The organism is Brevundimonas sp. (assembly GCF_032107865.1).
In the GTDB taxonomy this organism is placed as follows: Bacteria; Pseudomonadota; Alphaproteobacteria; order Caulobacterales; family Caulobacteraceae; genus Brevundimonas.
In genome coordinates, this window is the sequence record NZ_DAMCNG010000001.1 from 30,303 (window position 1) to 56,211 (window position 25,909).

Below are 25,909 nucleotides of genomic sequence, written 5' to 3' on the forward strand. Positions count from 1 at the left end.
CATCGTTTCAGATTCAACCGGAGCCGTGATGCCCAAGATTCTCGTCCTTTACCACTCGACCTATGGCCATATCGAACGCATGGCCGAGGCCGTCGCTGAAGGCGCGCGCCAGGTCGAAGGGGCCGTGGTGGACATCAAGCGCGTGCCGGAAACCGTGCCGGAAGAGCTGGCCCGCAGCTCGGGCTACAAGATGGACCAGGCTGCGCCGGTCGCCACGGTGGCCGATCTGGCGAACTATGACGCCATCATCATTGGCGCCGGCACCCGCTTCGGCACGGCCGCGTCGCAAATGCGCGCCTTCCTGGATCAGACGGGCGGCCTGTGGGCTCAAGGGACGCTGCTGGGCAAGGTCGGCGGCGCCTTCACCGGCTCAGCCACCCAGCATGGCGGTCAGGAAACGACCTTCGCCGGTCTGCACAACTACTTCCTGCACCACGGCATGCTGGTCGCGGGCTTGCCCTACGCCTTCGCGGGCCAGATGCGCCTTGACGAGATCACCGGCGGCTCGCCCTACGGCGCCACCACCATCTCGGCTCCGGACGGCTCGCGGATGCCCAGCGAAACGGAACTGGACGGCGCGCGCTTCCAGGGCAAACATATCGCTGAGACCGCCAAGAAACTTCACGGTTAAGATCATGCGCCAGCCCGCACTCTTCTTTGGTCACGGCTCTCCCATGAACGCCTTGGGCGGTCCCTTCGCGGACGCCTGGCGCGCGCTGGGAGAGGAGATCGGCAAGCCGAAAGGCGTCGTCATGGTCTCGGCCCACTGGGAGACGCGCGGGCTGGGCGTGACGGCGCAGGAGCAGCCGGAAACCATCCATGATTTCGGAGGTTTCCCGCCTGAACTTCACGCCATGCAGTATTCTGCGCCCGGCTCGCCCTCGCTGGCGAACCGGGTGGCGGAGCTGACCGGCGCGGTGCAGACGACGCAGTGGGGTCTGGACCACGGAACCTGGTCCGTGCTGGCCCATGTCTGGCCGGAGGCTGACGTGCCCGTGGTGCAGCTGTCGCTGGACCGCACCCTCGACGCTCGCGACCATTATGAACTGGCCAAGCGGCTGCGCCCCTTGCGGGAAGAAGGCGTGGTTATCGCCGGCTCGGGCGACTTCGTGCACAATCTGCGGACGTGGAAACGGGCGGGCGGCGAACCCTATGACTGGGCCGTCGACTTCAACGAGGCGGTCAAGCGCGCCTTCACGGCGGGCGACCATGATGCCTTGGTCGACTGGGTCCATCTGGCCGAGCAGGCGCAGCTCAGCGTGCCGACGGACGAACACTATCTGCCGCTGCTCTATGTCGCCGCCCAGCAGGCGCCGGGCGAACCCTTGAGCTTCTTCAATGATGTGATCGAGGGCGGTTCGATCTCGATGACGGGCGTCCGGATCGGCTGACCGGACGCCGCGTCACGTCTCTTAGCGACGGCCGCCGCGCAGGGCGTTGTCCAGCGACCACGGCCCCGGCCCGGCGAAGACCAGATACAGGAAGACGAAGCAGTAGAGCGCCGCCAGCTCGCCGCCGTTGTTGATGGGGTAGGGGCTCTGCGGCGCATGCACCATCCAATAGGCCACGGCAGTGAAGCCCGACAGGATGAAGGCGGTCGGGCGGCTGAACAGGCCCAGCACCAGCAGGACGCCTCCGACCAGCTCGATCGGGCCGGACCAGCCCGCCAGCGTCGACAGATCGACCACACCGGCGCGCCCGCCGGGCGGGAAGCCCAGGATTTTCTGCGCGCCGTGCTGGAGCAGCAGCAGGCCCGAGACGATTCTCAGGATGCTGAGAAAATGCGGTTCCCAATTGGCCAGGGATGTCGAACGTCGGGCCATGAAGTCTCCTCGGCCGTGGCGCCCCGCGAACGGGGCTGGACGGCCGAGGTTATGACACTTGCGCCGAACGGCAAGCGCCTTGTCAGGCGCGCTTCAGTTCATCCTCAACCATCTTCTGGATGGTCACATAGTCGGTCTTGCCGGTGCCCAGGACCGGGATGGTCTCGACTTTGATGATCTTCTTAGGCACGGCCAGTTCGGGCGCCCCGTTGTCGCGGGCCCACTCCGTCAGGCGAGCAGATTCGGCTTCCGCGACGTCGGTGACCAGGACCAGGCGCTCGCCCTTCTTGCTGTCGGGGACGGCGACGACGGCGTGGTGGCCGGTCGGCCAGACGCCGCCGGCCATGCCCTCGACCGCCGTCAGGGACACCATCTCGCCGCCGATCTTGGCGAAGCGCTTCGCCCGCCCCAGGATGGTGATGTAGCCCTCGGCGTCGATGTCGACGATGTCGCCGGTGTCGTGCCAGCCGCCGGCCAGAGGCTCCAGATTGTCGGGATCGTTCGGCGAGATATAGCCTTCCATAACGTTCGGCCCGCGCAGGTAAAGGCGACCGCCGACCTCGATGCCTTCAACCGGTTCGATCCGGTATTCCATGCCCGGCAGGATCTGGCCCACCGTGCCCGGCCGGTTGCGATCGGGGTGGTTCACCGCCACCACGGGCGCCGCCTCGGTGGCGCCGTAGCCTTCCAGCAACTCGACGCCGCCGAACTTGGTGTTGAACATCTGGCGAGTCTCGTCGCGCACCTTTTCCGCGCCCGCCACGGCGAACTGCAGGGTGGCGAAGTCGCCCGGTTCGGCCACGCGGGCGTACTGGTTCAGGAAGGTGTCGGTCGCGAACAGGATCGACGCCTTCACTTGGGGCAGCAGGTCGGTGATCTGCTTGGCGTGCAGCGGCGACGGATATTCAAACGCCTTCAGCCCTTGCAACAGAGGCAGCAGCACCCCGCCGGTCAGGCCGAAGCAGTGGAAGGTCGGCAGCGGGTTGAACATGACCCAGTCGGGGTTCAAGTCGATGTGCGCCGCCACCTGCCGTGCATTAGCGACCAGATTCTTCTGGCTCAGCACCACGCCCTTGGGCGCGCCGAAGCTGCCGGAGGTGAACAGGACCACGCCCGCCGAATCCGGATCGGTCTTCACGCGGAACCGCTTGGGGGCCATGCCGGCGCTGAGGCCGTACATCTTGTCGGCAAAGCCGATGGTCTTGCGGATGTCGTCCAGCCAGACGATCTCGGAAACCTCGCCCAGGGCCTCCATCAGGTCATCCAGCTTGGCCTGGGTGACGAAGCGCTTGGCCGACAGGATCTTCTTTACGCCCGCGGTTTTCAGCGCAGCCTTCAGATTGGCCTCGCCCGAAGTGAAGTTCAGCATGACCGGCACGCGCCCAAAGGCGTGCAGGGCGAAGAAGGTCACGACCACGCCTGCGCTGGACGGCAACAGCACGCCGACGCGCTCGCCCGGCTGGGTCAGTTTGGAGATCTTGCGGCCCAGCACGAAGGCGGCGCGGATCAGGCCGGTATAGGTCAGGGGGTGGCGATCCTGGTCTTCCAGAATCTCCTTGTCGCCATAGCGGGCGCGCGCGTCGATCAGCGCGTCGAACAGGGTCTCTTCATAGACCTTGGGGTCCAGGGCTGTTCGCAGCAAGCACGTCCTCCTTCAGAGAGCTCTGAAAGCGGCTCCCTTGGTTAAGAGGCCGGAACCTAGTGACGCAAGGGCGCCTTGAAAAGATGCGTAACGTCGCGTGAGGCTGTTCCGATGCCGGACTGAAACCGTCTGTGCCTTGCCTTTGCCCCACGGAAAGCCGACATACCGCCTTCAGAAACAGGAGCCAGACCGCCGGCGATGGTCACGCTGATCGACACCCTGCAGAAGAAGCCGTCCGAGCTTCGTCACCCGGAAAAGCAGAACCGCCCGGAATCGGCGGTGCTGAAGAAGCCCGACTGGCTGCGCGTGAAGGCGCCCGGCTCGGGCCAGTACAACGCGACCAAGGACATTGTCCGCTCCAAGGGATTGGTGACGGTCTGCGAAGAGGCCGCCTGTCCGAACATCGGCGAGTGCTGGAGCCAGAAGCACGCCACCCTGATGATCATGGGCGACACCTGCACGCGGGCCTGCGCCTTCTGCAACGTCAAGACCGGCCTGCCGCAGCCGCTGGACCCGGAAGAGCCGGGCAAGGTCGGTCTGGCCGTCGCCCAGATGGGGCTGAACCACGTCGTCATCACCTCGGTGGACCGCGACGACGTGTCGGACGGCGGCGCCGCCCACTTCGCGGAAGTGGTGCGCCAGATCCGCCTTCAGGCGCCGAACACCACCATCGAAATCCTGACGCCTGACTTCCTGCGCAAGGACGGCGCGGCCGAGGTGATGATCGACGCCACGCCCGACGTCTTCAATCACAACCTCGAGACGGTTCCGCGCCTCTATCTGAAGATCCGCCCCGGCGCCCGCTACTTCCACTCCCTGCGACTGCTGCAGATAGTCAAGGAGCGCGACCCGAACCAGTTCACTAAGTCCGGCATCATGGTCGGCCTGGGCGAGACCAAGGAAGAGGTCATGCAGGTGATGGACGACATGCGGTCCGCCGGCGTCGACTTCATCACCATCGGCCAGTATCTGCAGCCGACGCGCAAGCACGCCGCCATCGACCGCTTCGTCACGCCTGAAGAGTTCAAGGCCTATGAGGCGATCGCGCGGGCCAAGGGCTTCCTGATGGTGTCGTCGTCGCCGCTGACGCGCTCGTCGCACCACGCGGGCGACGACTTCGCCCGGCTTCGGGCGGCGCGTGAGGCCCAGTTGTCGTCCCGGAACGGCCGCTGATCCTTTGGCCGTCCATCGCGTAACGCGCATCCTGCCCTATGCGCCCGAGCAACTCGCCGCCATGGTGGCGGACGTGCGCGCCTATCCCGACTTCGTGCCGTGGATCACGTCCATGCGCGTCTGGAACGTGCGGGACGAGGCGCCGGGCGTGCATCTGTTGGACGCCGAGGCCGGGGTCGGCTTCGCCTTCCTGACTGAAAAATTCTCGACCTGGGTGCGTCATGACGTGCACGCACCCAAGGTCGAGGTCGGCCTGATCCGCGGGCCGTTCAAGCATCTGAAGAACCGTTGGGAGTTTCATCCGCATCCGCAGGGGACGCGGCTGGAATTCTCCATCGACTTCGCCTTCAAGTCGCGCATGCTGGATATGATGCTTCAGGCGAACTTCGACCGGGCGGTCGACAAGCTGATCCAGTGTTTCGAGAGCCGGGCCAAGGCTCTTTACGGCAAGAGGTAGGACCATGGGCGCGCCTTTCGACTTCGATGCGACGGTCGTGGGCGCGGGGGCTGTGGGGCTGGCCTGCGGTCGAGCGCTGTCACGACGCGGCCTGACGGTGCTGGTGCTGGAGAAGGAGCCGCATATCGGCCAGGGCGTCTCCTCGCGTAATTCCGAGGTGATCCATGGTGGGCTCTATTATCCGACCGGCTCGCTAAAGGCGCAGTTCTGCGTCGAGGGGCGGCGCGCCCTCTATGATTTCCTGGAAAGCCGCAAGGTCGACCATTGGAAGTGCGGCAAGCTGGTTGTGGCGACTGAAGAGACCGAGACCTCGCGCATCGAGGCCATTTTCCAGCAGGCGACGACCAACGGCGTCGAAAACCTGGAGCATCTGACCGGGGCCCAGGCCCGGGCGCTGGAGCCGGAGCTGAACGCCCACGCCGCCATCCTGTCGCCCGAGAGCGGGGTGTTCGACAGTCACGGCTATATGCTGGCCCTACAGGGCGAGATCGAGGACGCGGGCGGTTCGGTCGTGATCTCTGCGCCGTTCGAGGGCGCGGAGGCCCTGCCGGGCGGCGGTTTTTCGATCCGCGTGGGCGGCGAGGGGGCGATGACCCTGACCAGCCGCCTGCTGGTCACGGCGCCGGGCCTGTCGTCTCAGGACGTTGCGGCGCGAATCGAAGGCTATCCGGCCGCCGATATTCCGGCGCGCCATCTGGGCAAGGGAATCTATTTCCGTCTGACGGGCCCGGCGCCGTTCAACCGCCTGATCTATCCGCCGCCGATTCCCGGCGCACTGGGCACTCACTACCGCAAGGATCTGGGCGGGCAGGGCGTGTTCGGCCCCGACCTGGCCTACGTCGAGACCGAGGACTATTCGGTCGATCCGGCCAAGGCGGAAGAGTTCGCCCGCTACATCCGCCGTTTCTGGCCGGGCGTGACGGTGGAGCGGCTGACGCCCGACTACGCGGGCATCCGGCCCAAGCTGCACGGACCGGGCGAGCCGCAGCCGGACTTCCAGCTTCACGGCGTCGCGAATCACGGAATGGAGGGATTGATGGCCCTGTTCGGCATCGAAAGTCCCGGCCTGACCAGTTCGCTGGCTATCGGCGAGGCCGTGGCGGAAAGCCTTGCGGCAGGGGTTTGACGTCTATTCCGCCGACCTGCGCCGAGACCCTTGAAATCGGTTGCGTCTTCATGCATAAGCCCGCCCTCGCGTGGCGGCTCTTATCGGGGGGCCGCCGCTGTTGTTTTCGCGTCTTCACCGGCGCACCGACTTAGAGATTGAGACGGACATGGCCGTTCCGAAGCGCAAAGTATCCCCCTCGCGTCGCAACATGCGTCGTGCTCATGACGCCCTGGGCGCCAACACCTATGTCGAAGACAAGGACACCGGCGAACTGCGTCGTCCCCACCACATCGACCTGAAGAGCGGCATGTACAAGGGCCGTCAGGTTCTGACCCAGAAGGAAGACTAAGGTCTCTTCTGGCGATCCGGCTTCGGCCGGGCGCATGTTCAGCGGCGCGCGAGCTTCTCGCGCGCCGTTTTCGCATATGTTCGCCAACGCCTCGGCTGTGGCGATTCAAGCGGGTCTGGTCTAAACCGGCCCGACCTTTCCCAACTCAGTCAGAGCGCAGAGTTTCATGACCGACATCGTCGACATCGTCGCCCGCCAGATTCTCGACAGCCGTGGCAATCCGACGGTTGAAGTGGACGTGATGCTGGAAGACGGCAGCTTCGGCCGCGCGGCGGTGCCGTCGGGCGCCTCGACCGGCGCGCACGAAGCCGTCGAACTGCGTGACGGCGACAAGGATCTGTGGGGCGGCAAGGGCGTCGAGAAGGCGGTCGACGCCGTCAACGGCGAGATCTTCGACGCCCTGTCCGGCATGGACGCCGAGGACCAGCGCCGCATTGACGAGGCGCTGATCGAACTGGACGGCACCGAGAACAAGTCGCGCCTGGGCGCTAACGCCATGCTGGGCGTGTCGCTGGCCGTGGCCAAGGCCAGCGCCATTTCGGCCGGCCTGCCGCTGCACCGCTATATCGGCGGCGTTTCGGCCCGCATCCTGCCGACGCCGATGATGAACATCATCAATGGCGGCGCCCACGCCGACAACCCGATCGACATCCAGGAATTCATGATCATGCCGACGGGCGCCGAGAGCTTCTCGGAAGGCCTGCGCATGGGCGCCGAAATCTTCCACGCGCTGAAGAAGGCGCTGAAGGACGCCGGCCACAACACCAACGTCGGCGACGAGGGCGGCTTCGCCCCGAATCTGGCCTCGGCCGATGAAGCCCTGACCTTCATCACCAAGGCGGGCCAGGCGGCCGGCTATCTGGCGGGTGAGGATTTCCACCTGGCGCTGGACGTCGCCTCGACCGAGTTCTTCAAGGACGGCAAGTATGAGCTGGTCGGCGAGGGCAAGTCCTTCGACGCCGAGGGCATGGTCAACTATCTGGCCGACCTGGTCGAACGCTTCCCGATCGTCTCGATCGAGGACGGCTGCGCCGAGGACGACTTCGACGGTTGGAAGCTGTTGACGGATCGCCTGGGCGACCGCGTCCAGCTGGTCGGCGACGATCTGTTCGTGACCAACCCGCGCCGTCTGGCCGCGGGCATCGGCGAAGGCCTGGCCAACTCCATCCTGATCAAGGTCAACCAGATCGGCACCCTGTCCGAGACGCTGGACGCGGTCGATATGGCGCACCGCGCGGGCTACACCGCCGTCATGTCGCACCGCTCGGGCGAGACCGAAGATTCGACCATCGCCGACCTGGCCGTGGCCACCAACTGCGGTCAGATCAAGACCGGCTCGCTGGCTCGCTCGGACCGCACGGCCAAGTACAACCAGCTGCTGCGCATCGAAGAGATGCTGGGCGACCAGGCCGCCTATTTCGGCGACGGCATGCTGCTGAAATAAGCTGCATCACGAAGATGTGCTGGACGCCGCCTCCGAACCTCGGGGGCGGCGTTCGCAATTACGGCCAAGCTACGGTTCGTTAGGCATTTTCGCTCACTGATAGGTCACTGTGTTTATGCGCGCTCAGAAGGAGCGTCCGTCGTGCCCGAGCAGATGAAGCCTTACCTGCCGTCCGTGCTGTTGTTGTTGCTGATCGCCTATCTGGGCGTGCAAGCCCTGACGGGTGAACGCGGCCTGCTAAGTGGCGGTGAACGCGACGCTTTGCTGGCGCAGCGCCAGACGCAACTGAGCCGCCTGGCCGAGCAGCGCCAGGATCTGGAAGTCCGTGTCCGCTATCTGCGCACAGAGAGCCTGTCGAAGGATCTGCTGGAAGAGCGGGCGAGGGCCGTGATCGGCTTCGCTGACCCGCGCGACTATGTGGTGCGGCTGAATGGTCCCGCTGGCCACAACCCTGACGCGACACGCGCCTCCTGAACTATTGTTACAGCCTGGCTGGCCGCTTTGCGTTTCGGGAACGAAGGCTGCTAAAGCCCCTTCCTGTAACGATAAGAGTCCCTGAAACAGGGGTGTAAGCCGGGAGATGCCGGATGGCGAAAGCCGCCGCTCAGAAAACCTCGCCCAGCACGGGCGACAAGATTCCGAACACGCCTCAGGCTTCCAAGGAAGACCTGCTGCGTTTCTATCGCGAGATGATCCTCATCCGCCGCTTTGAAGAGCGTGCGGGCCAGCTGTACGGCATGGGCCTGATCGGGGGCTTCTGCCACCTGTACATCGGTCAGGAAGCCGTGGCCGTCGGCATTCAAGAGAGCGTCAAGCAGGGCTACGACAAGATCATCACGGGCTATCGCGACCACGGCCACATGCTGGTCGCGGGCATGGACCCGAAGGAAGTCATGGCCGAGCTGACGGGCCGCATCGGCGGGTCGTCCAAGGGCAAGGGCGGGTCGATGCACATGTTCGACGTGCCGACCGGCTTCTACGGCGGTCACGGTATCGTCGGCGCCCAGGTGGCGCTGGGCACGGGCCTGGCCTTCGCGGGCAAGTACCGCGGCGACGACTCGGTCAGCTTCGTCTATTTCGGCGACGGCGCCTCGAACCAGGGTCAGGTCTACGAGAGCTTCAACATGGCCCAGCTGTGGAAGCTGCCGGCCATCTACATCATCGAAAACAACCAGTACGCCATGGGCACGAGCATCGAACGCTCGTCGTCCACGACCGAACTGTATCAGCGCGGCGCCAGCTTCGGCATTCCGGGCGAACAGGTTGACGGCATGGACGTGCTGGCCGTGCGTGACGCCGCCGCTCGCGCCGTGGCCCGCGCCCGCGCTGGCGAAGGCCCCTACATTCTGGAAGTGAAGACCTACCGCTATCGCGGCCACTCCATGTCTGACCCGGCCAAATACCGGACGAAGGAAGAGGTGGACGAGGTCAAGAAGACCCGCGACCCGATCGACCACCTGAAGATGCTGCTCGCCGCCGCCAAGGCGACTGAGGACGAACTGAAGGCGATCGACAACGAAGTGAAGGCCATCGTGGCCGAAGCCGTGCAGTTCGCTCAAGAGAGCCCTGAGCCGGATCCGTCCGAGCTCTACACCGACGTCTACGTGGAGGCCTGATACGTGACGGACATTTTGATGCCGGCGCTGTCCCCCACGATGGAAGAGGGCACGCTGACCAAGTGGCACATCAAGGCGGGCGACGTCGTGTCAGCCGGCCAGGTGATCGCCGAGATCGAAACCGACAAGGCGACGATGGAAGTCGAAGCCGTCGATGAAGGCGAAGTGCTGGAAATCCTCGTCGCCGAGGGTTCTGAGAACGTGAAGGTCAACACGCCGATCGCGCGTCTGGCCGGCGAAGACAGCGCCCCTGCGCCCGCACCCAAGGCCGCCGAACCGATGACCGCCGTCGAAGCGGAAGCGCCTGTCGCCGTCACGGCCGCCGCGACTCCGGCTCAGCCCAAGGTCGAACTGCGCGACCCGGAAATCCCCGCCGACGCAAAGCTGGTGAAGACCACCATTCGCGACGCCCTGCGCGACGCCATGGCCGAGGAAATGCGCCGCGACGAGGCCGTCTTCCTGATGGGCGAGGAAGTCGCCCAGTATCAAGGCGCCTACAAGGTCAGCCGCGACCTGCTCCAGGAATTCGGCGACCGTCGCGTGGTCGACACCCCGATCACCGAGCACGGCTTCGCCGGCCTGGGCGTCGGCGCCGCTATGGCGGGCCTGAAGCCCATCGTCGAGTTCATGACGTGGAACTTCGGCATGCAGGCGATCGACCACGTGATCAACTCGGCGGCCAAGACGCTGTACATGTCGGGCGGCCAGATCCGCTGTCCGATCGTGTTCCGCGGCCCGAACGGCGCGGCCGCCCGCGTGGCCGCCCAGCACAGCCAGGACTATTCGGCCTGGTACGCCCAGGTGCCGGGCCTGAAGGTCATCGCACCCTATGACGCCGCCGATGCGAAGGGCCTGCTGAAGGCCGCCATCCGTGATCCGAACCCGGTCGTCTTCCTCGAGCACGAGATGATGTACGGCCACGAGTTCGACGTGCCGGACGTTGAGGACTACGTCGTGCCGATCGGCAAGGCCAAGGTCCGCCGTGAAGGCGCGGACGTCACCATCACGGCGCACAGCCGCATGGTCGGCTTTGCTCTTCAGGCCGCCGAAAAGCTGGCTGAAGAAGGCATCTCGGCCGAAGTGGTCGATCTGCGCACCCTGCGTCCGCTGGATCATGAGACGATCATCGAGAGCGTCAAGAAGACCAACCGTCTGGTCTCGGCCGAAGAGGGCTGGGGTCCGATGGGCGTCGGCGCCGAAGTGGTCGCCCGCGTGATCGAACACGCCTTCGACTACCTGGACGCCCCGCCGCTGCGCGTGCACCAGGAAGACGTGCCGCTGCCCTACGCCGCCAACCTGGAAGCCCTGTCCCTGCCGGGCGTCGACAAGATCGTCGCCGCCGTGAAGAAGGTGATGGCATGACGGAGGCCCTGGAAGCCAAGGCTCTGTCGATCCCTGAAGGACTCGACGGCGCCGACGAGCAGGTGCTGGAACTGATCCGCGTGTGGTGGAACGTCGACGGGCCGCGGATGAACATCCGCCCGGCTCTGCGTGAACCGGCGAACATCGGCGTCGTGCTGGCCGAACTGGCCTGGCATTTCTCTCACGCCTACGCCGACATGCACGGTTTCGATCAGACGACCGCCTTCAAGGCCATCCGAGACAGCTGGGACGCCGCGCACGAAAAGGCGGCTTCCAGCCAGCAGACGGAGACCGCTCAATGACCGACATCCTGATGCCCGCCCTGTCTCCGACCATGGAAGAGGGCGTCTTGGCCAAGTGGCATGTCAAGGTTGGCGACACCGTCTCGGCTGGCGATGTGATCGCCGAGATCGAGACCGACAAGGCGACGATGGAAGTCGAGGCCGTGGACGAAGGCGAAGTGCTGGAAATCCTCGTCCCGGAAGGCGCTGAAGGCGTGAAGGTCAATACGCCGATCGCCCGCCTGTCCGGCGACGCCGTGGCTCCGGCGCCCAAGAAGGCTGACGCTCCGGCTGAGACGCCTAAAGCGGAAACGCCCAAGGCGGATGAGGCTCCGAAAGCTGCAGCCGCGCCCGCTCCGGCCGCACCGAAGTCTGACGACGGCGGCCGCATCTTCGCCTCACCGCTGGCGCGCCGCCTGGCTGCCCAGGCCGGCCTGGACCTGAAGAGCGTCGCCGGCACGGGCCCGCATGGCCGTATCGTCAAGCGCGACGTGGAAGCTGCAGGCAAGGGCGGCGTCAAGCCGGCCGCCTCGACCGCTTCTGCCGCTCCAGCGGCCGCCGCCGAGCCGCGCAAGGTTCTGTCTCTCGCCCAGATGGGCATTCCAGACGGCAGCTACGACCTGATCCCGCTGGACGGGATGAAGAAGGCTGTGGCGCGTCGCATGGTCGACAGCATCCAGAACGTGCCGCACTTCCCGCTGTTCATCGACGTCGAGATCGACCAGCTGATGGCCGTTCGGGCGAAGGTGAACAAGATGCTGGAGCCGCAGGGCGTCAAGGTCTCGGTCAACGACTTCGTCATCAAGGCCGCTGCGCTCGCTCTGAAGATGGTGCCGGAAGCGAACGCCTCCTACACTCCCGAAGGCATCGCCATGCACCACAACGCCGACGTCTCCATGGCGGTGGCGATCGACGGCGGCTTGATCACCCCGATCATCCGCAAGGCCGAGACCAAGGGCCTGGCGCAGATCGCGACCGAGTCTAAGGATCTGGCCAAGCGCGCGCGCGAACGCAAGCTGAAGCCCGAAGAGTTCCAGGGCGGCACCTTCTCGGTGTCCAACCTGGGCATGTTCGGCATCAAGTCGTTCAGCTCGATCATCAATGAGCCGCAGGGCTGCATCATGAGCGTGGGCGCCGGCGAGCAACGGGCTGTCGTCAAGGACGGGCAACTGGCCGTGGCCACGGTCATGACCGTGACCCTGACCTGCGATCACCGCGTGGTCGACGGCGCGACGGGCGCCCGCTTCCTGCAGGCGTTCAAGCCGCTGATCGAAGATCCCGTGGCGATGCTGGCTTAAGGGAGGAGAGGGGTCATGACCTCGGTCTATGACTTCTCCGCCCGGGCCATCAATGGCGCGGACGTGTCGCTGGACCGCTTTCGCGGCCAAGCGTTGCTGATCGTCAATACAGCGTCCAAGTGCGGCTTCACCGGTCAATATGACGGGCTGGAGAAGCTGCACCGCGACTTCGCCGATGCGCCGTTCGAGGTTCTGGGCTTCCCCTGTAATCAGTTCGGCCAGCAGGAGCCGGGCAGGGCGTCGGAAATCGCCGCCTTCTGCGCCAGCAGCTTCGACGTGACCTTCCCCTTGTTCGACAAGATCGAGGTCAACGGGCCGAACCGCCATCCCCTCTATGCGTGGCTGGCCCGGCAGAAGCGCGGCTTCCTCGGCTCCCAAGCCATCAAATGGAACTTCACCAAGTTCCTGACCGACCGCGAAGGCCGCGTCATCGCGCGCTATTCGCCCCAGACTGAACCCGAGGCCATCAAGGCCGACATCGAGAAGTTGATCTGATCATGGCTGCTGAATTCGATCTCGTCGTCATCGGCTCGGGCCCCGGCGGTTACGTCGCGGCCATCCGCGCCAGCCAACTGGGCCAGAAGGTCGCCATCATCGAGCGCGAGAACCTGGGCGGCATCTGCCTGAACTGGGGCTGTATCCCGACCAAGGCCCTGCTGAAGTCGGGCGAGAAGTTCGAAAGCCTGTCGCACCTGAAGGACTATGGCCTGTCCGCCTCGGGCGCCTCGTTCGACTTCGGCGCCATCATCCAGCGCTCGCGCGGCGTGGCCAAGCAGCTGAATCAGGGCGTCGGCTTCCTGATGAAGAAGAACAAGATCGAGGTCATCGAGGGTTCGGCCAAGCTCGAAAAAGGCACCGCTGCGCCGAAGGTCGTCGTGGCCCTGAAGGCCGGCGGCTCGCGCACGATCGAAGCCAAGACCGTCATGCTGGCCGTCGGCGCTCGCGCCCGCGCCCTGCCGCAGATCGGGCTTGAGGCCGACGGCGACAAGATCTGGGCCTATCGCGATGCCTTGGCGCCGAAGAAATTGCCCAAGACCTTCGTGGTCATCGGCTCCGGCGCTATCGGCATCGAGTTCGCCAGCTTCTACCGCGCTCTGGGCGCCGAGGTGACGGTCGTTGAGGCCGTCGACCGGGTCATGCCGGTGGAGGACGAAGAGGTCTCCAAGGCCGCGCAGAAGGGCTTCGAAAAGCGCGGCATCAAGTTCAAGCTCGGCGCCAAGGTGACGAAGGTCTCCAAGGATTCCAAGGGTGTGAAGGTCGATCTTGAAGTCAACGGCAAGGCCGAAAGTCTGGAGGCCGAGGTCTGCATCTCGGCCGTCGGCATCACCGCCAACACCGACGGCATCGGTCTGGAGGCGCTGGGCGTCGAACTGGACCGCGGCCACATCAAGACCGACAGCCATTGCCAGACCAATGTGAAGGGCCTGTACGCCATCGGCGACTGCGCGGGGGCCCCCTGGCTGGCGCACAAGGCCTCGCACGAAGGCATCCACGCCGCCGAGCACATCGCCGGCTACAAGACGCCGAACGTCCATTCGCCCATCGCCGGCTGCACCTACGCCCAGCCTCAGGTCGCCTCCGTCGGGGTGACGGAGCAGGGCGCTAAGGCCGAGGGGCGCGAGGTCAAGATCGGCCGTTTCCCCTTCAAGGTGAACGGCAAGGCTATCGCGGCGGGCGAGACCGAAGGCTTCGTCAAGGTCATCTTCGACGCCAAGACCGGCGCACTGATCGGCGCCCACATGATCGGCGCCGACGTCACCGAAATGATTCAGGGCTACGTCACCGCCATCACCATGGAAGCGACCGAGGAAGACATCCACGGCATCGTCTATCCGCACCCGACCATGTCCGAGGCGATGCACGAGGCCGCGCTGGACGCCTATGGTCGCGTCATCCACATCTAAGGCTGGTTGTTAGAAAATCTGAACTGTGGCTAAGAGGATCGCTCCTCCCCATGGTTCGGATTTTCCATGATTGTCGCGCCTGACGTCCTCGGCCTGATCGGCAACACGCCTCTGGTGCGCCTCAAGCGCGCCTCGGAGGCGACCGGCTGTGAAATCCTGGGCAAGGCCGAGTTCCTGAACGTCGGCGGCTCGATCAAGGATCGCGCGGCGCTCAGCATCATCCGCGCGGCGCGCGATTCTGGTGCGTTGAAGCCCGGCGGGACGATCGTCGAGGGCACGGCGGGCAACACAGGCATCGGCCTGGCCTTGGTCGGCGCAGCGCTGGGCCATCCGGTCGTCATCGTCATGCCGCGCACCCAGACGGAAGAGAAGAAGCGCGCCGTCCGCCTGCACGGCGCCCGCCTGATCGAGGTCGATCCGGCGCCCTTCGCCAGCCCGAACCATTTCGTCCATTTCTCGCGCCGCCTGGCCGAGGAACTGAACGAGAGCGAGCCGAACGGCGCCTTCTACGCCGATCAGTTCGACAATCTGGCCAACCGTCAGGCCCATTATGAAGCCACCGGGCCCGAAATCTGGAAGCAGACCGACGGCCGGGTCGACGGCTTCATCTGCGCTGTCGGCTCGGGTGGGACACTGACCGGAACCACGACCTATCTGCGCGAACAGAACCCGGCGCTGAAAATCGGACTGGCCGACGTGCCGGGCGCCTCGCTCTACAGTTGGTTCACAGAGGGCGTGCTGAAGGGCGAGGGCGGTTCGGTCGCCGAGGGCATCGGCGTCAATCGCATCACCGGCAACCTGAACGGCCTGTCGGTCGATCATGCCTATCGCATCGAGGACGCGGAGTTTCTGCCCATCCTGTTCGACCTGGTGCGGGAGGAGGGGCTGTCCCTCGGCCCGTCCAGCGGCGTCAACATCGCCGGAGCCATCCGTATGGCGCGTGATCTCGGCCCCGGCCATACCATCGTGACCGTGCTGTGCGATGCGGGCCAGCGCTACGCGAGCAAGATCTACGATTCTGGCTTCCTGAACGCGCGCGGCCTGCTCACGCCCGAGTGGCTCAGCCGATGACCCGCCGCAAGGAGGTCGCCGCCGAAAGTCGGATCCCGCCGCTCAACGCCCTGAAGGCGTTCGAGGCCGCTGCGCGTCGTCTCAACATCACCCGCGCCGCCGAAGAACTGTCGGTCACGCCTGGCGCCATCAGCCAGCAAATCCGTATCCTGGAGGAACACGCCGGAGCGCCGCTGTTCCATCGTGAAGGTCGTCAGATCGCCCTGACCGAGCTGGGCGCCGAGCTGTACCCCTTGCTGCGTGACGGTTTCGACTATCTGAAACGGGCAGGGGATCTGCTGTATCGTCCTGACCGCCGTCACGCCCTGGCGGTCAGCGTGCCGCCGTCCTTCGCCTCGAAATGGTTGGCGCCGCGCATCGCCCGGTTCGCCGCAGCACATCCCGAAATCGAGGTGTGGATGTCCGCAGACATGCGCTTGGCGGACGTCAGCGGCGGCCGTGTTGACGTGGCTGTCCGCTATGGCCGGGGCGACTATCCCGGCGTGCGATCCGAAAAACTTCTGGATGCCGACGTAACGCCGGTTTGCGCTCCGTCGTTAACCCTGGGCGAGAACGCCTTGCTTCGTCCGTCAGATCTGGCGCGCCATGTGCTGATCCACTTGCGACCCAGCGAGCTTGAGGAACCACGCCCGGACTGGGCGGCCTGGTTCAAGGCGCGTGGACTGACGAACATCGACGCCCAGGCAGGGCCGCGCTTTGATCAGACCGCTTTGGCCATTGAGGCGGCTGCACACGGCCAGGGTGTAGCCCTGGCGCCGTATGCCTTCGTGGCCGAAGATTTGGCGTCTGGTCGTCTGGTGGCGCCGTTCGCCGACGGCGCGCTGAGCACGGCGCTGGCTTACTATGTCCTGATCAAACGCAGCGGCGCGTCAACGCCCGCCAGAGCCTTCGCCGCTTGGTTGAAGGAAGAGGCGCAGGCCGCGGCGGCGGCGAGCGTCGATGATCTGTGATGCGGGGTCGTGATTTCCGCCTAAGATATATTATGCGAAATATAATATCGAACTTCTTATGCGACGCGGGCCCATAGCCTAAGCGCTCACGCCGTTGTACGGCTGGATGCGCCATGAAAAACACACTCCTCGCGTCCGTGATCACCTGCATCATCCTTGCTCTGGGTGCGCCGGCTCAAGCTCAGGCCGTAGCCGGCTATGGAGCTTTCACGCCTCTGCCTCAGGCTGGCGAGCAGCCTGATCCTCAGCGCGACTATCGCGTCATCGTGGACCTGACCCAGGGCGGTCCTGACGACAAGCCGTTGAAAGGGCTGGAACGTGTCGCGCGCCTGACCAATATGCTGGCGGCGAACGGTGTTCCTGCTGAGCGACGGAAGATCGTCGTGGTGATGCACGGCGGCGCGTCTCTGGCCTCTCTGTCCGATGCAGCGTGGGCGGCGCGTGGCAAGGGTGAGACAAATCCGAACAGCGCCCTTGTTCGGGCCCTGACGGCCGCGGGTGTTCAGGTGCGACTTTGCGGACAGTCCATGGTCGCCAACGGCCTGACGGAGGCCGATCTGGAGCCGGGCGTGCAGGTCGATCTCGCGGCCTTGATGACGGTCATTCATCACCAGCAGGCGGGCTACGCCCTGATCATGAACTGACCGGACGCCCTGCTCGCGCGCGCTTCTTAAAGCGCGAAATTTCCTCGCCAACCATCAAACGCCACCTCGATATTCGAGGGAAGAGATTCCGACAAGATCTTGTAATCTAGATCAATATGGAGATTGGTCAGCACGGCTTTGGCAACCTTTGCACGTGCGATCCACTCCAGGGCTTGATCAACGTGAGCGTGCGTTGGGTGCGGCGTGTAGCGCAGCGCATCGACGATCCACAGCTGAGCGCCGCGTACGGCGTCCAGAGCAGCGTCGTCCAGGCCCGAGACGTCACTTGAATAGGCGACGGGCCCTAGGCGGTATCCGACCGAGCGGATCGGCCCATGTATCTGGTCAAAAGTGGTGACCGGTATGGCGCCGCCCGGCCCTTCGATCTGCCATGGCTGGCCGTGCGGCGGGAGGTGATGCGCCTCTACGATAGCCGGATAGCCGTGATGACTCTCAAAGATGTAGTCAAAGCGCTGCGTCAGGGCGTGGTGGGTGGCGGCGTCCATCCAGGCGGGAATACGTCGACGCGCGTGGGCGGCGAAGACACGAAGGTCGTCGATGCCGTGCGTCTGATCCGCATGGTCGTGGGTGTAGAGAACTGTGTCGACGTGGCGGACCTCGGCGGCCAGCACCTGCTGGCGGAAGTCGGGCGAGGTGTCGATCACTACGCTGGTCACGCCATCCGGGCTGTATCGGCGCGCCAGCATGGAGCAGCGTGTGCGCCGATTGCGCGGTTCGGACGGGTCGCAATCACCCCAGTCCCCGTCGCCGCGCGGCACGCCGCCGGACGAGCCGCAGCCGAGTATGATGACTTCCAGCTCACCCTGCACGCTCATTGGGCGGGCCTGGGAATGCGATCGAACAGGTTGAAGAAGGCCTCGGTCGTCAGCTCATCGGCTTGTTCGGGCGTCCAGCCGCGTATCTCAGCCAGCTTTTCCAGTACAAGGCCGACATAGGCGGGTTCATTCCGGCGGCCACGATGCGGGATGGGCGCCAGATAAGGGCAGTCGGTCTCAACGATAATGCGGTCTTCAGGCATTTGACGGATGATCTCCCTCACCTCCTCGGCCGCCTTGAAGGTGGCGATGCCTGAAACCGAGAACCATGCGCCGAGTTCCATCGCAGTTTCAGCCAGTTCCAGGCCGCTGGTATAGCAATGCATCAGGAGGTTGAACGGCGCGTGGCTGTGTTCCTCGCGCAGGATGTCCGCCATGATCTCATCGGCTTCGCGCGTATGGACCACGAGAGGCAGGTTAGTACGGCGCGCCGCCTCGATGTGCTGACGGAAGACCGCCGCCTGTACGTCACGCGGGCTGAGATCGTAGTGGAAGTCCAGGCCGCATTCGCCGATGCCGATGACGCGCGGGCGATCCGCCAGCTCAACCAGCCGATCAGCAGTCAAGTCGGCGTAGTCCTTGGCCTCGTGCGGATGAACGCCGACCGTGCACCAGATGTCGGCGTTGTTCATCGCCAGGGCGTGCGTCGCCTCGAAGGTCGACAGCTTGTCGGAAATCTCGACCATCAGCCGCACACCTGCCTGGCGCGCACGGTCGATCACCGCCTCGCGATCCTCGTCGAACTGAGGGGCGTGCAGGTTGACGTGACTGTCGATGAGCATATCAGGCGGCGGCTTTCGTGCGGGCGATGTCGGCCAGGGCTCCGGCCAGGACGTCTCCCTTATCAAGATTCAGCCCGATGGCGCGATCCGGCAGGTCGGATAGCCGCCCCCAAAGCTCGGCCCAGCGGGCGCCGTCACGGCCGCCAGATTCGACGGCCCGCCGTTTCACCGCGGCGATCAGGCGATCCATCAAGGCTTCGAACCGCGCCTGCCCTTCAGCGCCACGGAAGCCGTCGGCGATAGCCAGTTGTTCCGCGCGATCAATCTCTGGTCCATCGACCCAGGCGCGGGCAAGGCGATCGACCTCGGTCATCGCGCCCGACGCTAGATCCAGAGCCGCGCCCGGCGAGCCCCCGGCCATAGCCGCAGCGGCGATCGCCTCATCCTCGGACACCCCGGTGCGCTGGCGCACCAGATCGGTCAGGCGCGCTTCAGACCAAACCGGGAAGGTCAGCCGGCGACAGCGGGAGCGGATGGTGGCCAACAGCCGGCCCGGCGCATGGGTGACTAGGAAGAGCACACCGCTTTCAGGCGGTTCCTCAAGAATCTTAAGCAAGGCGTTGGCGGCGTTGATGTTCAGGTCGTCCGCCGCATCGATGATGGCGACGCGGTGCCGAGCCTGAGACGGGCTCTTGGCGAAGAATTCCGGCAGATCGCGAGCCTGATCAACCGAGATGGCGCGCTTCAGCTTGCCGCCCTCGATGGCGCGCTCCAGCACCAGCAGATCCGGGTGAGCCTGGGCGGACACCAGGCGGCTGACCGGGTCGTGCGGCGCGGCGCCCAGCGGTCCGCGCGACGGGTCAGGCGCGGCGCCCAGAAGTCGACGGGCGGCGCGATAGGCGAAGCTGGCCTTGCCGGATCCCTCGACCCCGCACAGCAGCCAGGCGTGGTGCAATCGCCCTCGGTCCAGAGCGTCCAGAAAGGCTTCCTCGGCCTGGATGTCGGCGATCAGGTCGAAACGGTCGCGCGGATGCTCGCTCAAAGCAGCCGCTCCTCCACCACGGCCCACAGTCGAGCCGACACGTCGTCGACCTCACCCGTTGCATCAAGAACGACGCAACGCTCGGGATGACGCTCGGCCACCTGAAGGAAGCCGTCGCGTAGTTTCTGATGGAAGGCCAGGCCCTTGGATTCGAACCGGGTCTCGAACAGACCGCGCCCGAAGGCCCGATCCAGACCGACCTCGACCGGCAGGTCGAACACCAGGGTCAGGTCCGGCTGGTCGCCGTTGACCACGGCGTCGTCCAGCGCCTCAATCAGGCTTTCGGGCGTTCCGCCGCCTGCGCCTTGGTAGACGCGGCTGGAATCGGCGAACCGGTCGCAGACCACCCAGCGCCCGGCCTCGAGCGCGGGCAGAATCGTTCGCTCCAGATGGTCCGAGCGGGCCGCATACATCAGCAGGGTCTCTGTGCGCGCCGACCAGCGATCCGCCTCGCCCGACACGGCGATGTTGCGGATCTCCTCAGCCCCCGGCGATCCGCCGGGTTCGCGCGTCTGGAGCACGTCGAGGCCCTGCGCGCGCAAGCGGTCGACCAGCAGGCGCGCCTGGGTCGTCTTGCCGGCGCCCTCGCCGCCTTCGAAAGTGATGAATCTGCCTCGCTGCACCTGCGCACAATGGCGAGCGAGGCGCGGGAAGCAAGCCCGTTCAGCCGCCTATCAACAAGGCATCGTCAAAGCCGCGCGCGATGACGGCCTGACGGGCCCTTTCGGCAGCCCCCGCATCGGGCCACGGACCGACCACGACTCGGAACAACGGCCGGCCGTTCCGGTCGATATTCTGAACCACGGCCTTGTCGCCGAGACGTCGTGCGACCTGATCCGCGCCGCGACGATCAGAATAGGCGCCGGCCTGGACCCAATAGGCGCTCGACATCGGCGGTTGCGTCGCCGTGTAGGTGGGCTGCGCAACGGGTTGGGCCTGAGGCGTCGCAGAGTCGTAATAGGGACGCGGACCTTGGGATTGGGCCTGGACCTGAGGTCGAACAGGTTGAGGTTGTGGCGCGGCGCCGGCTTCAGCACGACGCAGGACTGTTCCTCCACCCTGGCGCGGCGCAGGGCCGACATAACGGACGCGCACGTCCCCCACGCCTTGCTGCAGCAGGCCCAGTTCCTCTGCGGCGCCGCGCGACAGGTCGATGATGCGGTTATCGACAAAGGGTCCGCGATCATTGACGCGCAATATGACCCGACGCCCATTGGCGCGGTTCGTCACCTCGACCAGGCTGGGCAGAGGCAGGGTCTTGTGGGCGGCGGTCAGACCATTCATGTCGAACCGTTCGCCGGTCGAGGTTGAGCGCCCGTGATGATAGCTGCCGTACCAGGACGCCTGCCCTACCTCGTCATAGTTGGGCTGTTCCTTGGGATGATACCAGCGGCCGCGGATCTGGTAGGGGCGCATGGTGCCCGAAACGATCGGAGCCGGATCGGTCACGACGGGCGCGCCGATCGGCGCATCGCCCTTGCCGCCCAAGCTGGCGCACGCCGCCAGGGTCGAGAAGGCGGCGGCGATCATCGCGCCCTTCAGCAGTCTCGCCCACATGATGTTTTTACTCCGGCCGACTATGGATTGGGCGAAATTAACGGCGGAGGTTTCCGGTTTGGTTAACGTCCCGTTTGCGCGTATGGCCTTGCGACAAAGCCCCTCCCCCGGCTGAACGTCAGAACCGAGCGCCTTGAACTCCTCTCTGTACAAGACCCGCACAGGGGTCTTCCTTCTCGCCACCCTGTGTTGCGCGCTGTGGGGCAGCGCCTTTCCTGCCGTCAAGAATGGCTACGCCCTGCTGAAGGTCGCGCCGACCGATATCGCCAGCCAGCTGCTGTTCGCAGGGTGGCGCTTCGCCCTGGCCGGGGCGATCCTGCTGGTCGTCGCCATGGTGATGAAAAAGCCTGTTCTGGCGATGAACCGTCGTCAGGCGGGACAGGTCGCCCTGCTGGGCCTGACCCAGACCGCCATTCAATACGTCTTCTTCTATATCGGCCTGGCGCATGCATCAGGCGTCAAATCCTCGATCATGAACGCGACCAGCGTGTTCTTCAGCGTCGTCCTGGCTCATTTCATCTATGCGGACGACCGGCTGAGCGGCCGTAAGGCGCTGGGCTGCGTGATCGGCTTCATGGGCGTGGTCGTGGTCAACCTGGGCGGCGGTGCGCTCGGCTTCGACTTCACCCTGCTGGGGGAAGGTTTCATCGTGATCGCGGCTTTCGTCCTGGCGGCGGCCTCTATTTACGGCAAGCGGTTGTCGCGTAGCCTCGATCCTATGGTGATGACCGGCTGGCAGCTGTTTATCGGCGGCTTGATGCTGACGGCTGCAGGCATGACGATGGGCGGAGAACTGCAGGGTTTTGACCTGACGTCGAGCGCGCTGCTGCTCTACCTGGCTCTGCTCTCCTCAGTGGCCTTTGCGGTGTGGAGCCTGTTGTTGAAGCACAACCCTGTGGGAATGATTGCAGCCTTCAACTTCCTGATTCCGGTCTTCGGCGTGTCGCTGTCGGCGCTCTTCCTGGGCGAATCCATGTTGCGCTGGAGCTATCTGATCGCACTGGTTCTGGTTTGCGCCGGCATCTGGCTGGTCACGCGATCGGGCGCAGTGTCGAAGGCCAGTCGCGCCTGACGCTTTCCGCTTGGGTCGCGCCCGCCTTGCCGCTATGCACAGGCGAACGCGAGTCGACTCGCGTGGGACAGGTGGCCGAGTGGTTTAAGGCAGCGGTCTTGAAAACCGCCGTAGGTGGAAGCCTACCGTGGGTTCGAATCCCACCCTGTCCGCCACAAGCCTTGCATAGCAGCGGGGTTGATGGCTGACCCTCTGCAATACCAGCCATATTCCTCCCAAAATCGTTTCTGTTTTGGGCGTACTGCGCCTGGTCCTTCATCGTCCGTGCGAACAAGAGCCACACTGCCCTGACGCCTTCAGGACACAAAGGGCCGCCTTGTCTGGCGTTCACGCGCCCGCGCTGAATGCGACTGAAGTTACTCCTGGTTGGATCTACGAAATTCCTCTCCAAGGCAGTCACCCAGGATGGCTCTCATGGAGAAGCGCGAGCGCGGAACTGGCAGCATCGACAGTCCGTCGCTCCATTGATCCGGGCTTGTTTGGCCGGTGTTTCGTGAAAGCGATAATCAACGCCTTCGATGGAGATCATTCGCCTCCAGCGGTCACAATCATGGAGAAATTAAGCCAGAATATAACTTTTCTCGCGCTTTTTTCACTCAGTTACCTCCGTTTTCTCTCCATTTTAGCAATAAATTTTCACCTCAAGAGAAATTATGTCTTTCGCGAGGCGGATTTTTGTCCAACCTTGTCGTGACGCTCTGGGTGTTTCGAGCGATCGTATTGGGGGAAATCAATGTTCCGCACGACCTTCGCTAGCCGGCTTTGCGCAGCGCTTTTGACCAGCACGGCGCTCACCGCCGCGGGGCCCGCTTCAACCGCCTTGGCTCAGGCCACAGCCGCGGCCACGCCCGCTTCGGCGGCAGTAACTGCGCCAGAGCGCTTCTTCCCCCAGCCTCCCGGCACGGACTACTTCCTGGCCGACTACGATCAATACGAGCGATACCTGCAGCGCGTGGCTGGCGAGTCAGACCGGATGAAGCTGCAGAGCTTCGGAACCTCTGCCGAAGGCCGCACGCAGTGGATGGCGATCGTGTCCTCGCCTGAAAACCTGGCCAACCTGGATCGCTACCGCGACATTTCTCGCCGTCTGGCGCGGGCCGAAGGCCTGACCGCAGAACAGGCCGCTGACCTGGCTCGTGAAGGCAAGGCCATCGTCTGGATCGATGCCGGCCTGCACGCCACCGAGACCGTCACTACTCAGGGCCAGATTCAGATTATCCACCGGCTGCTGACACAGAACGACGCTGAGACGCGGCGCACGCTCGACGACGTCATCATCCTGTTCGGCCACGCCAACCCTGATGGCCTGCAGCTTGTCGCTGACTGGTACATGCGCAACCCAGACCCGAAGAAGCGCGAGTTCGACTCGATTCCACGCCTGTATCAGAAGTACGTCGGCCACGATAACAACCGCGACTCCTACATGTCGCTGATGCCCGAGACGGCGAACATCAACCGGGTCCACTATCGCGAGTGGTTCCCCCAGATCGTCTTCAATCAGCACCAGACCGGCCCGCGCGGGATGGTGGTGTTCATTCCGCCTTTCCGTGACCCGTTCAACTACAACTTCGACCCGCTGGTCATGACCACGACCACCGAGGTCGGCACCGTCATGCACAGTCGCCTGATCTCTGAAGGCAAGGCCGGATCAGGGATGGACAGCGTCGCCCCCTACTCGACCTGGCACAACGGCATGTATCGGTCGGCCCCCTACTTCCACAACATGGTCGGCATCCTGACCGAGATCATCGGCGGGCCGACGCCGGAAGCCATTCCGCTGATCCCCGAGACCCAATTGGCGCGCAATGACGAGCCCATGCCGATCAGCCCCCGGATATGGCATCTCCAAGACAGCATCGATTACCAATGGTCGATGAACCGGGCGGTCATCGACTACGCTTCGCGCAATCGCGAACGTCTGCTGATGGGCATCTATCAGATGGGCGCCAACAGCATTGAGCGCGGCAGCGAGGACAGCTGGACCGTCACGCCGCAGAAGATCGAAGACCTGAAGGCGGCGGCCACCACCACCGACCGCGGAGCCATCGATGCAGGCCTGTTCGATACGGTGCTGAAGACGGCCGAGAACCGCGATCCGCGCGGCTTCATCATCAATCCCGCAGAACAACGCGACCTGCCCACCACGGTGGCCTTCCTCAACGCTTTAATGAAGAGCGGCGTCGACGTTGAGGTCGCTAGCGCTCCGTTCACCGTCAACGGAAAGCGCTACCCGCAGGGCGCCTATGTCGTGAAAACCGCCCAGGCCTTCCGGCCTCATGTGCTGGACATGTTCGAGCCGCAGGACCATCCGCACAATACCGAATACCCCGGCGGCCCGCCCAAGCTGCCTTATGACGTCGCCGGGTACACTCTGGCCTATCAGATGGGAGTGACGTTCGATCGCGTGCTGGATGGCTTTGATGGTCCCTTCAGCCGGGCTGACGATCAACTGACTACGCCGCCGGGCGCGGTCATCGGTTCGGGCCGCGCGGGTTTCGTTATCCCCCATGAGATCAACAACAGCTTCATCCTGACCAACCGCCTGTTGAAGGCGGGGGCCCGTGTCGAATGGCTGGAGGACGGAGCCAGGATCAGCGGAGCTCAATTGCAGCCGGGCGCCTTATGGGTGCCGGCCTCGCCCGAAAGCACAGCAGCCGTGCGAGCGGCGGTCGGCGAACTGGGCTTCAACGCCTATGCTGTGGATCGCAAGCCAGCGGGCGGCGCCATAGCCCTGAAGCCGGTCCGCGTAGGCCTGGTCGACCGCTATGGCGGCGTTATGAGCTCTGGCTGGACCCGTTGGCTTCTCGAGGAATACGAGTTCCCGTTCGAGGTGGTCTATCCGCAGACCCTCACTGCAGGAAACCTGAACGAACGGTTTGACGTCCTCGTCTTCACCGACGGCACCACGCCCGTGCTCAATCACGCGGCCTATCGTAACCAACGCAACCGGCCTCTGCCGGAAGCCGAGGACATCCCCGAGGCCTATCGCGCCTGGCTGGGCGAAGTGACCGCCGACGCCACCGTCCCCCAGATCGCCGAGTTCGCTCGCAACGGCGGCTCAGTCATCACGATCGGCGGCGCCAATCGCCTGGCGCACCTGCTGGGCGCGCCCATCGCTCCAGCCCTAGTCAAGGAAGAGAATGGAACGCAGCGGCCCCTGGCCACAACCGAGTTCTTCCTGCCGGGTTCGATCCTGAGCGCCAAGGTGGACAATACCGATCCGCTGGCCTTCGGCATGCCAGCCAACGCTGACGTCTTCTTCTCTAATGGCCAAACCTATCGCGTCGTCGGCGAAGGCGCGAAGTCCGTGGCCTGGTTCGACACCGATACGCCGCTGCGCAGCGGCTGGGCGCACCATCAGGAGTTGCTGAAGGACACCTCGGCTGTGGTCGAAGTCGACATCGGCAAGGGCAAGCTCTTTGTCTACGGCGTCGAAGTTCTGCAGCGCGCCCAGCCTGCCGGCACCTTCCGGTTGTTCTTCAACGGCCTGCTCTACGGCCCGGCCTCCACCGCCGACTAAACCCTGAAGCCGACGACGGAAGCCTGCGTCTATGACGC

26 protein-coding genes and 1 tRNA gene are annotated in these 25,909 nt (G+C 64.7%); 20 read left to right on the forward strand and 7 right to left on the reverse strand.

Features of this window, described 5'->3' with window-relative positions; translation table 11 throughout:
• Positions 1-28: 28 nt before the first annotated feature.
• Positions 29-631, forward strand: a complete 603-nt coding sequence (wrbA, locus tag RT567_RS00160; protein WP_313573466.1) for an NAD(P)H:quinone oxidoreductase — start codon at positions 29-31, stop codon at positions 629-631.
• Between the two features lie 4 nt (positions 632-635).
• The gene (ygiD, locus tag RT567_RS00165; protein ID WP_313573468.1) at positions 636-1,391 is read left to right on the forward strand and encodes a 4,5-DOPA dioxygenase extradiol; all 756 of its coding nucleotides are present in this window, start codon (positions 636-638) and stop codon (positions 1,389-1,391) included.
• Between the two features lie 21 nt (positions 1,392-1,412).
• Here the strand turns inward: ygiD and RT567_RS00170 are convergent, their stop codons facing one another.
• Positions 1,413-1,823: a DoxX family protein gene (locus RT567_RS00170; protein ID WP_313573469.1), complete on the reverse strand. Its 411-nt coding sequence runs from the start codon at positions 1,821-1,823 to the stop codon at positions 1,413-1,415.
• 82 nt (positions 1,824-1,905) lie between these two features.
• The gene (locus tag RT567_RS00175; RefSeq protein WP_409516129.1) at positions 1,906-3,462 is read right to left on the reverse strand and encodes an AMP-binding protein; all 1,557 of its coding nucleotides are present in this window, start codon (positions 3,460-3,462) and stop codon (positions 1,906-1,908) included.
• Positions 3,463-3,663: 201 nt separating this feature from the next.
• Between RT567_RS00175 and lipA the strand changes: the two genes are divergently transcribed.
• From lipA to RT567_RS00250, 15 genes are all read left to right on the forward strand, one after another.
• On the forward strand, positions 3,664-4,638 hold the full coding sequence (gene lipA, locus RT567_RS00180) for a lipoyl synthase (RefSeq protein WP_313573473.1): 975 nt from the start codon (positions 3,664-3,666) through the stop codon (positions 4,636-4,638).
• 4 nt (positions 4,639-4,642) lie between these two features.
• Entirely contained in the window at positions 4,643-5,095 is a 453-nt protein-coding gene (locus RT567_RS00185) for a type II toxin-antitoxin system RatA family toxin (protein WP_313041122.1), read from the forward strand.
• A 4-nt stretch (positions 5,096-5,099) separates the two neighbouring features.
• Positions 5,100-6,221 carry an NAD(P)/FAD-dependent oxidoreductase gene (locus RT567_RS00190; RefSeq protein WP_313573475.1) on the forward strand — a complete coding sequence of 374 codons (1,122 nt, stop codon included), beginning with the start codon at positions 5,100-5,102 and terminating at the stop codon, positions 6,219-6,221.
• Positions 6,222-6,369: 148 nt separating this feature from the next.
• Positions 6,370-6,552, forward strand: a complete 183-nt coding sequence (gene rpmF, locus RT567_RS00195) for a 50S ribosomal protein L32 (protein ID WP_087139335.1) — start codon at positions 6,370-6,372, stop codon at positions 6,550-6,552.
• A gap of 166 nt (positions 6,553-6,718) precedes the next feature.
• Positions 6,719-7,996 (forward strand): phosphopyruvate hydratase, encoded by a 1,278-nt coding sequence (eno, locus tag RT567_RS00200; protein WP_313573477.1) that lies wholly within the window; start codon positions 6,719-6,721, stop codon positions 7,994-7,996.
• 153 nt (positions 7,997-8,149) lie between these two features.
• Entirely contained in the window at positions 8,150-8,470 is a 321-nt protein-coding gene (locus RT567_RS00205; RefSeq protein ID WP_313573514.1) for a septum formation initiator family protein, read from the forward strand.
• Positions 8,471-8,583: 113 nt separating this feature from the next.
• Positions 8,584-9,612 (forward strand): pyruvate dehydrogenase (acetyl-transferring) E1 component subunit alpha, encoded by a 1,029-nt coding sequence (pdhA, locus tag RT567_RS00210; RefSeq protein ID WP_125900302.1) that lies wholly within the window; start codon positions 8,584-8,586, stop codon positions 9,610-9,612.
• Between the two features lie 3 nt (positions 9,613-9,615).
• The gene (locus RT567_RS00215) at positions 9,616-10,974 is read left to right on the forward strand and encodes a pyruvate dehydrogenase complex E1 component subunit beta (protein WP_313573479.1); all 1,359 of its coding nucleotides are present in this window, start codon (positions 9,616-9,618) and stop codon (positions 10,972-10,974) included.
• The gene (locus tag RT567_RS00220; RefSeq protein WP_313573481.1) at positions 10,971-11,276 is read left to right on the forward strand and encodes a DUF5076 domain-containing protein; all 306 of its coding nucleotides are present in this window, start codon (positions 10,971-10,973) and stop codon (positions 11,274-11,276) included. The genes RT567_RS00215 and RT567_RS00220 overlap by 4 nt, the downstream gene beginning before the upstream one ends.
• The gene (locus tag RT567_RS00225; RefSeq protein WP_313573482.1) at positions 11,273-12,553 is read left to right on the forward strand and encodes a pyruvate dehydrogenase complex dihydrolipoamide acetyltransferase; all 1,281 of its coding nucleotides are present in this window, start codon (positions 11,273-11,275) and stop codon (positions 12,551-12,553) included. The genes RT567_RS00220 and RT567_RS00225 overlap by 4 nt, the downstream gene beginning before the upstream one ends.
• Before the next feature lie 15 nt (positions 12,554-12,568).
• On the forward strand, positions 12,569-13,048 hold the full coding sequence (locus RT567_RS00230) for a glutathione peroxidase (RefSeq protein WP_313573484.1): 480 nt from the start codon (positions 12,569-12,571) through the stop codon (positions 13,046-13,048).
• A gap of 2 nt (positions 13,049-13,050) precedes the next feature.
• Entirely contained in the window at positions 13,051-14,457 is a 1,407-nt protein-coding gene (lpdA, locus tag RT567_RS00235) for a dihydrolipoyl dehydrogenase (protein WP_313573485.1), read from the forward strand.
• A 66-nt stretch (positions 14,458-14,523) separates the two neighbouring features.
• On the forward strand, positions 14,524-15,528 hold the full coding sequence (locus RT567_RS00240) for a cysteine synthase A (RefSeq protein WP_313573487.1): 1,005 nt from the start codon (positions 14,524-14,526) through the stop codon (positions 15,526-15,528).
• Positions 15,525-16,478 (forward strand): transcriptional regulator GcvA, encoded by a 954-nt coding sequence (gene gcvA / locus RT567_RS00245; RefSeq protein ID WP_313573488.1) that lies wholly within the window; start codon positions 15,525-15,527, stop codon positions 16,476-16,478. The genes RT567_RS00240 and gcvA overlap by 4 nt, the downstream gene beginning before the upstream one ends.
• A gap of 113 nt (positions 16,479-16,591) precedes the next feature.
• Entirely contained in the window at positions 16,592-17,122 is a 531-nt protein-coding gene (locus tag RT567_RS00250) for a DsrE family protein (protein ID WP_313573490.1), read from the forward strand.
• A gap of 26 nt (positions 17,123-17,148) precedes the next feature.
• On the opposite strand, the gene RT567_RS00255 is transcribed toward RT567_RS00250, so the two are convergent.
• Genes RT567_RS00255 through RT567_RS00275 form a run of 5 tightly spaced genes read right to left on the reverse strand, consistent with a single transcriptional unit; the run spans position 17,149 to position 21,279 of the window.
• Positions 17,149-17,958 (reverse strand): MBL fold metallo-hydrolase, encoded by an 810-nt coding sequence (locus tag RT567_RS00255; RefSeq protein WP_313573492.1) that lies wholly within the window; start codon positions 17,956-17,958, stop codon positions 17,149-17,151.
• The gene (locus tag RT567_RS00260; protein WP_313573494.1) at positions 17,955-18,740 is read right to left on the reverse strand and encodes a TatD family hydrolase; all 786 of its coding nucleotides are present in this window, start codon (positions 18,738-18,740) and stop codon (positions 17,955-17,957) included. The genes RT567_RS00255 and RT567_RS00260 overlap by 4 nt, the downstream gene beginning before the upstream one ends.
• Position 18,741: 1 nt before the next feature.
• Positions 18,742-19,722, reverse strand: coding sequence for a DNA polymerase III subunit delta' (locus RT567_RS00265; RefSeq protein WP_313573496.1), 981 nt, complete (start codon positions 19,720-19,722; stop codon positions 18,742-18,744).
• Positions 19,719-20,345: a dTMP kinase gene (gene tmk / locus RT567_RS00270; RefSeq protein WP_313573498.1), complete on the reverse strand. Its 627-nt coding sequence runs from the start codon at positions 20,343-20,345 to the stop codon at positions 19,719-19,721. The genes RT567_RS00265 and tmk overlap by 4 nt, the downstream gene beginning before the upstream one ends.
• A gap of 40 nt (positions 20,346-20,385) precedes the next feature.
• Positions 20,386-21,279 carry a septal ring lytic transglycosylase RlpA family protein gene (locus RT567_RS00275; RefSeq protein WP_313573500.1) on the reverse strand — a complete coding sequence of 298 codons (894 nt, stop codon included), beginning with the start codon at positions 21,277-21,279 and terminating at the stop codon, positions 20,386-20,388.
• Positions 21,280-21,412: 133 nt separating this feature from the next.
• Here RT567_RS00275 and RT567_RS00280 point away from each other — a divergent pair, with 133 nt between their 5' ends.
• The 3 genes from RT567_RS00280 (at position 21,413) to RT567_RS00290 (ending at position 25,871) form a co-directional block, all read left to right on the forward strand.
• Positions 21,413-22,351 carry a DMT family transporter gene (locus tag RT567_RS00280; protein WP_313573501.1) on the forward strand — a complete coding sequence of 313 codons (939 nt, stop codon included), beginning with the start codon at positions 21,413-21,415 and terminating at the stop codon, positions 22,349-22,351.
• Positions 22,352-22,416: 65 nt separating this feature from the next.
• Positions 22,417-22,506: transfer RNA gene (locus RT567_RS00285), tRNA-Ser, on the forward strand.
• Positions 22,507-23,171: 665 nt separating this feature from the next.
• On the forward strand, positions 23,172-25,871 hold the full coding sequence (locus tag RT567_RS00290) for a M14 family metallopeptidase (RefSeq protein ID WP_313573503.1): 2,700 nt from the start codon (positions 23,172-23,174) through the stop codon (positions 25,869-25,871).
• Positions 25,872-25,909: the final 38 nt, after the last annotated feature.

Bases quoted from the DNA above. Each gene is read 5' to 3' on its own strand.
- wrbA (WP_313573466.1), top strand. From the start codon at position 29: ATGCCCAAGATTCTCGTCCTTTACCACTCGACCTATGGCCATATCGAA.
- ygiD (WP_313573468.1), top strand. From the start codon at position 636: ATGCGCCAGCCCGCACTCTTCTTTGGTCACGGCTCTCCCATGAACGCC.
- RT567_RS00170 (WP_313573469.1), bottom strand. From the start codon at position 1,823: ATGGCCCGACGTTCGACATCCCTGGCCAATTGGGAACCGCATTTTCTC.
- lipA (WP_313573473.1), top strand. From the start codon at position 3,664: ATGGTCACGCTGATCGACACCCTGCAGAAGAAGCCGTCCGAGCTTCGT.
- RT567_RS00190 (WP_313573475.1), top strand. From the start codon at position 5,100: ATGGGCGCGCCTTTCGACTTCGATGCGACGGTCGTGGGCGCGGGGGCT.
- rpmF (WP_087139335.1), top strand. From the start codon at position 6,370: ATGGCCGTTCCGAAGCGCAAAGTATCCCCCTCGCGTCGCAACATGCGT.
- eno (WP_313573477.1), top strand. From the start codon at position 6,719: ATGACCGACATCGTCGACATCGTCGCCCGCCAGATTCTCGACAGCCGT.
- RT567_RS00205 (WP_313573514.1), top strand. From the start codon at position 8,150: ATGAAGCCTTACCTGCCGTCCGTGCTGTTGTTGTTGCTGATCGCCTAT.
- pdhA (WP_125900302.1), top strand. From the start codon at position 8,584: ATGGCGAAAGCCGCCGCTCAGAAAACCTCGCCCAGCACGGGCGACAAG.
- RT567_RS00220 (WP_313573481.1), top strand. From the start codon at position 10,971: ATGACGGAGGCCCTGGAAGCCAAGGCTCTGTCGATCCCTGAAGGACTC.
- RT567_RS00225 (WP_313573482.1), top strand. From the start codon at position 11,273: ATGACCGACATCCTGATGCCCGCCCTGTCTCCGACCATGGAAGAGGGC.
- RT567_RS00230 (WP_313573484.1), top strand. From the start codon at position 12,569: ATGACCTCGGTCTATGACTTCTCCGCCCGGGCCATCAATGGCGCGGAC.
- lpdA (WP_313573485.1), top strand. From the start codon at position 13,051: ATGGCTGCTGAATTCGATCTCGTCGTCATCGGCTCGGGCCCCGGCGGT.
- RT567_RS00240 (WP_313573487.1), top strand. From the start codon at position 14,524: ATGATTGTCGCGCCTGACGTCCTCGGCCTGATCGGCAACACGCCTCTG.
- gcvA (WP_313573488.1), top strand. From the start codon at position 15,525: ATGACCCGCCGCAAGGAGGTCGCCGCCGAAAGTCGGATCCCGCCGCTC.
- RT567_RS00250 (WP_313573490.1), top strand. From the start codon at position 16,592: ATGAAAAACACACTCCTCGCGTCCGTGATCACCTGCATCATCCTTGCT.
- RT567_RS00255 (WP_313573492.1), bottom strand. From the start codon at position 17,958: ATGAGCGTGCAGGGTGAGCTGGAAGTCATCATACTCGGCTGCGGCTCG.
- RT567_RS00260 (WP_313573494.1), bottom strand. From the start codon at position 18,740: ATGCTCATCGACAGTCACGTCAACCTGCACGCCCCTCAGTTCGACGAG.
- RT567_RS00275 (WP_313573500.1), bottom strand. From the start codon at position 21,279: ATGTGGGCGAGACTGCTGAAGGGCGCGATGATCGCCGCCGCCTTCTCG.